Annotated in this window: 10 protein-coding genes; 2 read left to right on the top strand and 8 right to left on the bottom strand. The window is 62.2% G+C overall.

Annotated features, from left to right (window positions below; genetic code table 11):
• Positions 1-3: 3 nt before the first annotated feature.
• The 8 genes from I2H38_RS18655 to I2H38_RS18690 all read right to left on the bottom strand — a co-directional run bounded on the left by I2H38_RS18655 (position 4) and on the right by I2H38_RS18690 (position 8,370).
• Positions 4-1,239 carry an AGE family epimerase/isomerase gene (locus tag I2H38_RS18655; protein WP_196273374.1) on the bottom strand — a complete coding sequence of 412 codons (1,236 nt, stop codon included), beginning with the start codon at positions 1,237-1,239 and terminating at the stop codon, positions 4-6.
• Positions 1,236-2,072 (bottom strand): carbohydrate ABC transporter permease, encoded by an 837-nt coding sequence (locus I2H38_RS18660; protein ID WP_407664110.1) that lies wholly within the window; start codon positions 2,070-2,072, stop codon positions 1,236-1,238. The genes I2H38_RS18655 and I2H38_RS18660 overlap by 4 nt, the downstream gene beginning before the upstream one ends.
• Before the next feature lie 32 nt (positions 2,073-2,104).
• A complete protein-coding gene (locus I2H38_RS18665) occupies positions 2,105-2,989 on the bottom strand; it encodes a carbohydrate ABC transporter permease (RefSeq protein WP_196273376.1) in 885 nt (294 codons plus the stop codon).
• A 78-nt stretch (positions 2,990-3,067) separates the two neighbouring features.
• Positions 3,068-4,393: an extracellular solute-binding protein gene (locus I2H38_RS18670; protein ID WP_196273377.1), complete on the bottom strand. Its 1,326-nt coding sequence runs from the start codon at positions 4,391-4,393 to the stop codon at positions 3,068-3,070.
• A gap of 112 nt (positions 4,394-4,505) precedes the next feature.
• Positions 4,506-5,759: a neutral/alkaline non-lysosomal ceramidase N-terminal domain-containing protein gene (locus tag I2H38_RS18675; RefSeq protein ID WP_196273378.1), complete on the bottom strand. Its 1,254-nt coding sequence runs from the start codon at positions 5,757-5,759 to the stop codon at positions 4,506-4,508.
• The gene (locus I2H38_RS18680) at positions 5,756-6,901 is read right to left on the bottom strand and encodes an N-acetylglucosamine-6-phosphate deacetylase (protein WP_196273379.1); all 1,146 of its coding nucleotides are present in this window, start codon (positions 6,899-6,901) and stop codon (positions 5,756-5,758) included. The genes I2H38_RS18675 and I2H38_RS18680 overlap by 4 nt, the downstream gene beginning before the upstream one ends.
• A gap of 1 nt (position 6,902) precedes the next feature.
• A complete protein-coding gene (locus tag I2H38_RS18685; RefSeq protein WP_196273380.1) occupies positions 6,903-7,679 on the bottom strand; it encodes a sugar isomerase domain-containing protein in 777 nt (258 codons plus the stop codon).
• Entirely contained in the window at positions 7,669-8,370 is a 702-nt protein-coding gene (locus I2H38_RS18690) for a 6-phosphogluconolactonase (RefSeq protein ID WP_196273393.1), read from the bottom strand. Before I2H38_RS18690 ends, I2H38_RS18685 begins: the two co-directional genes overlap by 11 nt.
• A gap of 434 nt (positions 8,371-8,804) precedes the next feature.
• On the opposite strand from I2H38_RS18690, the gene I2H38_RS18695 reads away from it, so the two are divergent.
• Together I2H38_RS18695 and I2H38_RS18700 are read left to right on the top strand one after the other, a co-directional pair.
• Complete coding sequence (locus tag I2H38_RS18695) at positions 8,805-9,521, top strand: IS6 family transposase (protein ID WP_407664109.1); 717 nt, start codon at positions 8,805-8,807, stop codon at positions 9,519-9,521.
• Between the two features lie 144 nt (positions 9,522-9,665).
• Entirely contained in the window at positions 9,666-10,661 is a 996-nt protein-coding gene (locus I2H38_RS18700) for a LacI family DNA-binding transcriptional regulator (protein ID WP_196273382.1), read from the top strand.
• Positions 10,662-10,857 lie beyond the last annotated feature (196 nt).

Below are 10,857 nucleotides of genomic sequence, written 5' to 3' on the forward strand. Positions count from 1 at the left end.
AAACTACCCTGCGGCTTGAGGGAGGAGGGAGGTGAGCGTTCGATTGGCGGCACCGATCGCAGCGAGGAGGCTCAGCCCGGTGTGATACCCCGGATCGAGATCCGGGGTTGCCGGAACATAGTCCACTGGTCCGTCGCAAGTGAGCGCCTGATACGCGATGGCGCCACGCCAGTAGTGCTGGAAAAATGCCTCGTCCGCATCTCGCCAGATTCGTAGCGCTTCGTCGCTTCCTGTTCGTGCATGGCACAGGGAGGCGGCGCGGATCGTTTCAGGCAGGGACCACCAGGGACAGTAGGGGTTTAGCGGAGCACCCGTTGTCATCGACACCGCGAGTGCGAGGCCCGGTCCGACGAAACCGCGGTCGAACGATGCGATGAGGATCGTTTCGAGACGAGCCAGGAGATCGCTCGAACCGTCCTCCTGGGTATGGTCATAAGCGAAGCCAACGAATTCCAGCGCATGGCCGACATTGCATGCGTCATCGCCAGGAACATTGCGCAGCAGGCCGCTGCTCGGTTCGAAATGGTGCTCGAGGACATGGGCGATGAAGCGGTCTGCGTAGTTCGTGTGCTCGCTCAGACCGAGTCGATGGAGCAGGCCCGCTGCTCCGAGGAGGATCATACGGGGCCCGAAATCGTCGGGTTGCGCCGCTGCGGCTTCTTCGGAGAGGGGGCATCGCTCGTCCATCTGGAAGCGGCCGCTTTCGATTGCCGCGATCACTTGCATGAAATAATCGAGGTGCAAAGGAAGATCCTGTGGTGCGTAGCGCACGGCACCTGCGATCAGTCCCTTGGCGACGAAGGCATCCGAGTAAGTGAAGATCGTCGGTGCCGCGTCCTGGTGCCTAACGCTACCCGATGCATCGGCAACGATCGGCTGGAGCGCGCGATCATAGCAAAAATAAGCGTGCCCATCGCGCCGCTTAAGGGCGAGGAGGGCATCGTAGAGGCGGCGTCCCCTGTTATCGAGTGCCGTCGCAAGGGGCGCATCTTGATTGGCAAAAAAGGCGGCATGGCTCGCGAGCGCCTCGAGGCCACGGCCCTGGATCCAGCCATAGGTGTAATCCGGGCCGCGCAGGCCGTCCCGATTCGTATAGTCGGTCAGAGTCAGGCTGCTGACCTTGGTGTCGAGGAAGGGGCCGTGAAGGCCGGGGCGCGCAAGCATCCAGCGCAGGGTCGCGGCATTGGCCGCGACGTAGCGATCGGACGCGCCTTTCAGGAACGACGCTTGATCACTCATTCCTTGAGTCCCGTACTTGCAACGCCCTGAACGAAATTGCGACGCAACAGAACGAACAGGGTCACGCTCGGAATGAGGACGACGGCCGACGCTGCGCTCAAGCGGCCGAGATCCACCGTGAAGCCGGTCTGAAACAGGGCAAGACCGACCTCGATCGTGTACGTTTCACGGGTGGTGGCGACGATCAGCGGCCAGGCGAAGGAGGTCCAGGCCTGGAAGAAGGCCAGGATACCGAGGGCGCCAAGGGTCCCGCGCAGCAGCGGCAGTACGATCCGCCAGAAGATCCAGAGCTCACCCGCACCGTCGATGCGGGCAGCCTCAAGAAGCTCATCCGGGATGGAGTGAATGACGTTCTGCCGCACCAGGAAGATGCCGAAGCTCATGACGAGATAGCCTAAGAGCAGACCCCAGGTGCTGTTGAGGACGCCGAGCGATTGCGCCTGGAAATAGAGCGGTATCATGTAGACTTCGAACGGAACGATGGCCGTTGCGAGAATGATCGCGAAGAAGACGCTGAGCAGGCGATGCCGGAACTTGCCGAGGATGTATCCGGTGATCGCGGAGGTCATGAGGATGCACAAGGTCGACAACAGCGCGAAGGAGAGGCTGTTGGCGACCCAGCGCAGAAGCGGCGTATCAGCGAGCACGGCCTTGAAATTCGAGAGCGTCGGCACATCCGGAATGACGGTCGGCGGCCAAGCCAGCATCTCTTGCGGGGTCTTGAACGCATTCGACACGAGAAGGACCAGCGGCAGGATCATCAGGAGACAGAACAGGGTCAGCACGACGTCGATCGAGAGGTCGACGAAGCTGCGTCGCCGGATGCGGGCCATTCCAAGGGCACGGGTTCGGTCGGTCACGGTGCTCATGCGCGGCCTTTCTCGCGCAGCAATCTGAATTGAATGAGGGTGAGGACGAGCACGATCGCCAGAAGTACCACCGCCTCGGAAGCTGCGTATCCTACGCGGTAGTTGCGGAAGCTGTTCTCAAGCATATCGAGCACGAGAACGCGGACCTGTCGTCCGGGCGCTCCCTGTGAATCGGAAGCGAGCACGAAGGCCTGCGCATAGACGTTGAAGCCCGAGACGAGGGTCACCACGGAGACGTAGAGGGTGATCGGCTTCAGCAACGGAACGGAGATGCGCCAGAAGGATTGCGGGCCGGAGGCGCCATCAAGCTTTGCTGCCTCGTAGAGTGAGGTCGGCAGGCTTTTGAAGCCGACGAGATAGATCATCACCGCATAGCCGAGCGCCTGCCACGAGCAGAGGACGATGATGCAGATCACCGACAGCACGGGATCGAAGAGCCATGCCTTGGGCGAGAAACCGAATGTGGTCAGCAAGGCATTGAGAGGGCCAAGACGGGCGTCGAAGATCCATTTCCAGGCCATGGCGGCCGGCACGAGAGAGACGATGTGCGGAATGAAGATCGACGTCTCGTAGAATCCGACGAAATGCGAGCGCGTGCGATGGTGAATCAGCGCAGCCAGGACGAGAGCGAGTGGAATGGTGATGAACAGGACGCCGAAGGCGATGACCGTCGTGTTTACGAAGGCGTCCAGAAACAGCGGATCACCCATCAGCTCTTCGAAGTTGGCAAGACCGATGAACGGCTTGTTCTTCGACAGGATGTCCCATTTGTGGAGGCTGAGCCGCAGCGTATCGCCGATCGGATAGATGCGGACGTAGGCGAAGATCACCAATGTCGGCAGGATCGCGAGGGTCGCAAAAATCCATTTCTTGCGCTGCACCGGTCAGAACCTTCGAAGGTCGGTCCGGTGCGGGAGGCCGCACCGGACGAAGCGTTGGAGGAGGTGTGCTTTCGCCAGTTACTTGCCCAGGAGATCTTCTCGACGAAGGATCTGATTAGTCTCGTCGGCAGCCGTCTTCAGAAAGGCATCGATCGCCGCGTCGTCCTTGGCAAGGGCACTATTGCGGAATGCGTTCGTGAGATGGGCCGCCAGCCGGGTCAGCACCTCCTCGATCGGCGCGATGGATGGAAGGGTGAAGAACTTGTAGTCCTTCGGATAGTCGACGAAGGCGGCGAAGGCCGGAGCGGCCTTTGTGACGCTGCTAAAGTCGACACCTGTCCGGTTCGGCAGCCAACCGACATTCTTGAGCAGCCAGACAAGATTCTCGGGCTCGTTCGTGGCGAGCGCGAATTCCCAGGCCGCCTTCGCCGCGTCGCCATTTGCCTTCACGTAGAGATTTGTCGGAAGGGCAATCGAGCCCCGCGGAAGGGGAGCGGTGGCGTAGTTGAGGTTCGGCGCCTTCGACGCAATATCGCCGATGACCCACGACTCGCGGATGAACATGGCGGTCTGTCCGCGTTCGAGCGCCTCAGCGTCGGCAGGCATTTCCGGCGTGACCGTTTTGAGCACATGCACGTTCTGCAGGTATTGCTTGAGTGTCGCGCGGCCGGCCTCGTTGGCGTAGTTCGCGCGCCATTTTCCGTCGGGAGTTTGCTCAAGGACGGATCCGCCGAATTGGAACAGGTTGATCCAGAACTTTTCCGCAATACCCTGCCCCCCGCCAGAGAGGCGCAGGCTCCAGCCGGAGACAGTGGCATTACCGGTCGCGTCGCGTTTCGTCAGCTTCTCCGCGTATTGCGTGTATTCGTCCACGGTCTTCGGCGGCGCAGAAAGCCCGGCGGCCTTGAACATGTCGGTGTTGTAGAAGAGAGCCGCCTGACCGCGAAAGAGCGGGATACCGTAGACGGTGCCGTTGTAGCTCGCATTCGACGAGAAGAATTCGCCGAAATTCGCCGGGTTCTTGACGAAGGTGGCGACGGCGTCCGGCGCCTTGGGCAGGAGGTCGTTCTCGAGATAGCGGCGAACGGTAGATCCTTGGAGCTCGATGACCGTAGCGCCGGCCGAGCCGGAGGTCAGGCCGAGTGCGATGCGCTTCTCATGTTCGCGTAGGGCGATAGCCTCGACCTTCACGGTGAGGTTCGGATTCTTGGCCTTAAGGCCTTGCGCCACGTGTTCATAAAACGGCGCCATTTCCGGATAGCCGCTCCAGACGGTGATTGTCTGGGCGAAAGCCGGCAGGTTTACCAGAAGGCCGACGGCGGTTACAATCGAACCAAATAGAGCGGCACGACGGCGGTGCAGGCGGATCGTAGTGTGAGTTCTGACTTTCGGTGCGCTGATCATCCCGTTCCCCTTTTTCTTGGTGTCCCAGCTTGACCATACGCAAGGTGTCATGCAACCGGTTGCACGTCAAGAAGCGGCCCGCCTGCGCCCTCGCGGACGATGAGCGGTTTTTTTACAGCTCTTCGCGGCGAAGGAGCTCGACCGCCGAGCTTGCCAAAATCTCTGCGGAACCACGTGCGAAGGTGGCAGGCTGGCCGTAATAGCGGTGCGCCTCCTCCACCTCGTATCCCCCGGAGTCGTACTCGCCCGCGGGCGGGATATAGCCGGGATTGTCCTCGCAGAATCCGATCACGAAGGCCGGGGAGGACGGTATCCGGCTCCTGATCTCCAGCGCCGTTTCAGCAAAAATTTCGCCCGGAAGCGCGACGATCGGCATGCCGCCCCAATTCAGCACCGTCACGCGCGCGGCGAGAGTGCCGAGAGCCTGCCCGTTCGCCCGGCTCGCCCAGGCGCGCCAATGACGTAGCAACTCGGCTCGTGCGGGATCTGCGCTCGCCTCCTCATTCGCCCATTGTTTCGCGAGCGCATAGAGCGGCTTTGCTTCCCGGCGCTCATAGCGAAGAAAAACTGCGTCGTTGGCGGTCGATACGTGGTCCTTCAACGGGACTTCCGGTGCCGCGAGTGCGGCTGCCGCAATCCGCTCGCCGAAGGCTTCGGCGGATGCGAAGCTGCGATACTCGCTTGCCGTGAGGCTGACGGACGCGTGTGCGGAATGGCCGGTATTGCTGTCGCCGCAGCACCCGGTGAGAAAGAAGGAGGTCGCGCCGGCCTGTCCCGCTTCGAGACGCTGGCGCACGAAATGGGGATAGTCCGCTGTCCAAAGCCGGTTGTCGGCGCCCAGGACGACCGGATGGCAGGCGTAAGAGGCGACGATGGCCATCAAGGCACCAGAGGCGTCACGGATACGCAGGACTGGCAGTGCCCGATCGATCGGACCGTCTGCATGGCGGCGGTTGCGGGCGACATCCGGATCGCGTCCATACCCTGCGGTGAGGAAGGCGGGGCGGGCGCGGGAGGCGGCCGTGTCGAGCGCCTCCACGCAAGCGGCCTCGAGACGGTCGAGATAGGTTTGGTCGGCGTCCTGGCTCAGGCGACCCGCCATGGAAACGGGTCCGCTGTGGGTGTGGAGCGCCGCAATCACAACCCGGTCTGCAGGCAACGTGCACCGATCTCGAATGCGTTCAGTCATGTCACTTCGAAGACCGATCACGTCGGCCACCACCAAGGCGGTGTCCCCGACGACGAGTGCTCGGACCGTCAAAGGATCGTGAGCGCCGACCGCCGGGTCCTTCCGCGCGGCGAAACCCGATAAGGAAAGCCCGACGGGCGGCGTGATGTCGACTGAGGCAGTGCCGGCTGTGATCATCGTGTGAACACCTTTCGCCCCTCGACGAAGGTAGCCGCGATGTCGAGGCGGCTGGCGCCGTCCTGCCAGTCGAACAGCACGAGGTCGGCCCTTGCTCCGACTTCGAGACGGCCGCGCCCGCCCACGTAACGGCCGGGATTTCTCGTCGCCAGTGCCAGCCCGTTCGCGAGAGACAGTCCGGCCATTGAGATCGCGATAGCGACGTTGGCGCAAAGCGGCAGGCCAGCTCCCGCGAGGTATGGGGTGCCGGTGACCCCGACCCGACCCTCTGCCGATACTTCAACCGACCCGCCGACCGGTTGATCGTAACGACCGGGTGGCATCCCGGCGAGCGACACCGCATCGGAGACGAGAACGGAGCGTTCTAGCCCCTTCGCCCGGACCATCGCTTTGAAGGTGTCAGCGGGCAGATGATGCCTATCGGCGATAAAACTCGCCGTCAGCCGGTCGTCCGCGAGTTGGCTCCACAGGAAATTGGGGTGGCGCGGTAGGGTCGCGGCGGCGCCATTGCCGAGGTGGGTGGAGAGAACGGCTCCCGCCTCGGCTGCCTCATGGATCCGAGACTGATCCGCCGCAGTGTGTCCGATAGCAACATGGACGCCTCGAGAGGTCAGGGCGCGGATATAGTCGAGTGCACCCTCATGCTCGGGGGCGAGGGTGACAAGGCCGACGAGATTGTTGCCCGCTTTCTGCCACCGAGCGAACTCATCAAGGGATGGCGGGCGAACATGGGCGAGGGGATGGGCGCCCCGTGGTCCGTCCTCAGGCGAGATCGAAGGACCTTCTACATGAACGAAAGGCACCATTCCGGCGACCAACGGATCAAGTCTTCGAGCGGCGGCGATGGCCGACAGCGCACGTACGATATCCGCTTCCGAAGCCGTGATCAGCGTCGGCAGGAACGTGGTGACGCCCACCGCCAACATCTTTGCGGCGAGTGCCCCTACGCGCTCCGGGGTCAGTGTACCGTCGTTGAGATCGAGGCCAGCATACCCATTCACTTGGAGATCGATGAGACCGGGGGCCAGGTAATGAGAGCTCGCGACCGGTGGTGAATCAATAGCCGTGATGTATCCGTCGCCCACCGAAACAACGAGGGTTCTTCCGGTTGACGGATCCCGCCCCATGATCTCGCCAGTCATGTCAGAGGGCTCGGACCCGGTCGTGGAACTTGGCGATGAAGCGGGCATTCGCCTCGTCTCCGCCCGGGGCATTGCCGCTGCGCCAGACCGGAGGCTCGATTCCGCGTTCGACAAGTTTCGCCACCGTCCGGATTACTAGGCAGTTCAACGCGAAGGCATTGGCGAAAGTCGAGATCGCCGCGATGTTCTCGCCCATGCCCGGAACCCTCACCACCGCGTCTCCGATCGGCACCTTCGTGTCGACGGCGATATCCACCACATTGTGAAGATTAGCCTTCGTCGGGTGCCGGGCTGGGTGGTTCGGAGCCGTGCTGGCGGCGTGCTCGCGCGAGCTGAGGCCAATCAAGAAGACGCCGCGGCTCTTCGCCTCCAGCGCCGCATCGATCAGAGCGGCGTTGATGCCGTAGGCGTTCACAAGGATCAGAAGGTCACCGGCCCCCAGACGCTGATTGGTGATCACGATCTTGCCGTAGCCGGGTGTGCGTTCGACAGCCATCGAGCGCAATGCGCCGTTGGAGAGGAGCGTGCCCTCGTCCAGGATAGCGCTCACATGCATCAGCCCCCCGGCGCGGAAGAAGACTTCCTGGGATGCGAGGTTCGAATGACCACCCGGGCCGAAGATATGGACAAGCCTGTCCGCGGCGATCTGATCCGCCAGACGCGCCGACGCCTCGTCTAGGGAGCGGCGCTCCTCGGACAGGATCCGTTGCATGATTCCGGTCGAAGCTGCGAGGTAGCCCTGGCACAGCGCATCCGCATCAATTCCGTCAAGGGGCATCGGGATCGGACTCCTGATCGAGATAGAGCGTGCAGTTCGCCTGGCCGCGCAAGATGCTCGCCGGGCAATCGGTGGTCAGCGGGCCGTGGAGGGTCGCCCGCACGGCATTCCTTTTTACTGCTCCCGGCACGACGCAGAACATTTTCCCCGCTCGGAGGAGGCGCGGAATCGTGAGCGTTATAGCGCGCTCCGGCACATCCGAGAACGTTGCGAAGCACTCGTCGTCCACCTGCTGTTGTCGGCAAGTATCATCGAGCTCGACGATCTTGACGTCGAGCGGATCGTCGAAATCAGCAACGGGCGGATCGTTGAACGCGAGATGGCCATTCACGCCGATGCCGAGGCACACGATGTCGATTGGAGCTTCGTTCAGGCGCTCGGCATACACCCTCGCCGCGGTCGCCGGATCTGGCTCGGGACGAATGGGATGCACGACAGCAAAGGGCAGTTGAGAAAAGAGGTTGGATTCCAGCCAATGCGCGAACCGCTGCGGCGCACGCGCGGGAAGGCCAATGTACTCGTCCATGTGGAACGCGGTGACCCGACGCCAGTCGATATTCGGCAGGTGGCACAAGGCCTTCAGTGTCACGAGCTGGCTCGGCGCCGCGGCGAAGATCATGCGAGCGCCGGACTGGCGCTCTAGGCAGGCCCGCAACTCGGCGGCAACCGCCCGAGCGCTCGCGACGCCCATTTCGGCCCGGGTGGGAAAGCTTTCGATGAGGAGCTTATCGACCTTGCGTAGGCTCGTCGGGGCGGGATCCGGAGCGATAGAATCCGTCAAATTGACCTCTTGGTTTCGCGGTGCACGGCAGTGGGAAGGGCTTGCTCTTTCCGGTCGCCGATGGCATGAAATATTGCGTGCAACCGGTTGCATGTCAAGCGAGGGGAAGTCGGACGGCCCGTCGCGGACACCGGATAGGTTGCGCGTTCAGCCGCCCGCCGGTATTGCATCCGGATTGGGTCTGCGAGGGTAGGGGCATGCCGAACGCAGGGGCGGATGACGATCAAGCAGGTCGCTGAGGCTGCCGGCGTGGCGCGTTCAAGTGTGTCCCGCGCCTGGTTCTGTTGCAGCGTTGAAGCTTCGTCGCCCCAGCTATGACGTGAGGGTGTTAAGAGGGGATGGCGGTGAAGCAAAATAACAGGAACCCGTTCAAGGGTCTGCAGTTCACGGCGGATATCATCCTGTGGGTGGTGCGCTGGTATCTGCAGTTTCCGATCAGCTATCGAGACCTCGAACACATGCTCTCGGATCGCGGCGTCAAGGTGGACCACACGACCCTCTTTCGTTGGATCCGGGCTTATGCCCCCGAACTTGACAAGCGCGTTCGTCCACACCTCCAAATGACAAACGGATCCTGGCGTGTAGACGAGACATACATTCGGGCGAAGGGTCAGTGGATCTATCTCTACGGGGCCGTTGATGCTCGCGGGCAGACCATCGACTTTCTGCTCTCGCCCAGACGAGATGCCGCGGCCGCAAGACGCTTCTTCCGGGAGGCACTGAAGCAGCCTCATACGGTCAATCCGCGAACCATCACGGTTGACAAGGGTGCCGCTTATCCGATCGCCGCAAAAGCCATGAAGCGGGATGGAGAACTGGGGCGGTTCGCCAAATTCCGACAGGTAAAATTCCTGAATAACATCGTTGAGCAGGATCACCGGCGCATCAAGCGGCTAGTCCTACCCGGGCTGGGCTTCAAGAGCTTCGTGTCTGGCTCGGGGACGATTGCCGGCTATGAGGCAATGGCGATGATGTGCAAGGGCCACGTGGCGAGCGCCCCAGCAAACGACATGATGGCTCAGAGTGATTTCGTGACTGCTCTCTTCAGCGCCGCTGCCTAACCTGAGTCCCTATCGGCCTCCGCTTGGCCTACGTCAGGGGTTGCAACGGAACCCTTTTGTGACGATGTCGCACAAACGAAGTGCGATTAACATGCATACATGGAAGACCGGGCCGGTCTTCTGGCCCGCGGTGAGGGAAGAAGGATGAACGGGCAGAAAGAGGGGCTGACAATCAAGCAGGTGGCGGAAGCGGCCGGTGTGGCCCGCTCCAGCGTCTCGCGCGCCTTTACGCGTCCGGAGATGCTGAGTCCCGAAACGGTGAAGCGAATCAGGGAGGCAGCCGAGAAACTCGGCTATGTTCCCAACCAAACGGCGCGTGCGCTCAGCACCGGGCGCCACGGCAACGTGGCGCTCATCGTCCCGGACGTTGCAAATCCCTTCTTCCCTCCCTTGATCAGGGCCGCTCAGATGGAGGCGGACCGATCGGACCTGTGCGTATTTCTCGGCAATTCGGACGAGGATCCGAAGCAGGAAGACAAGCTCGTTGGCCGCTTCACAGGGCAAGTGGAGGGGCTGATCCTCGCATCGTCCCGCCTCTCGGATGAGCGCATTCAGGCCCATGCGGCACTACGCCCCTTGGTTCTGATCAACCGTGACGTGGAGGGGATTCCCCGCGTCCTGATCGACAGTGGATCAGGCGTTCGCGAGGCCGTCGCGCATCTGGCCGAGATCGGCCATCGGCACATCGTCTATGTCAGCGGCCCGACCAAATCCTGGTCCAACAAGCAGCGCCGGCGCGCCGTGCGCATGGCCGCCGACGTTTTGGGGCTGAAGGTGGACATCGTCGCGGCGGCTGTTGCGAGCTTCGAGGCCGGTCGCGAAGCTGTCGGATCCATTCTCGTGACTGGAGCCACGGCGGCGATCGCATTCGACGATCTGACGGCGCAGGGGATTCTCGCCGGATTGGCCGATCGCGGAATCAGAGTCCCTGAACAGTTCGGCGTCGTAGGATGCGATGATGTGCTGGGCGCCGCCACATATCCGTCCCTGACAACCGTCTCGAACCGGTCTGTGGAGGCTGGCAAGGCGGCGCTGTCGCTCCTCCTTGAATTAATGCAGAGTCAGTCTGTCCGTGACGTTCGCTATGTGCTCGACACCCACTTGGTCGTGCGGAACACAACCATTGGCCATGGTGAATAACGGGGTAGACGGCTCTGCTGCGTATAATCGGAAGTTGTGAAGGGCAGGGGCATTTCGGCGTCTGCCCCGAACGGCGCGCCGAAGGGGATGTCACGGCAACCGGAGGGGGACGCAATGGACCCTGCCTCGCTGATTTCAAGCAAGCACACCGGCTGCGGCTTTCCATTCTGCCATGGCCCGGAGGCGGTGCAGGTGG

Origin of the sequence: Microvirga alba, from assembly GCF_015694465.1 — a bacterium.
GTDB classification, from domain to species: Bacteria; Pseudomonadota; Alphaproteobacteria; order Rhizobiales; family Beijerinckiaceae; genus Microvirga; species Microvirga alba.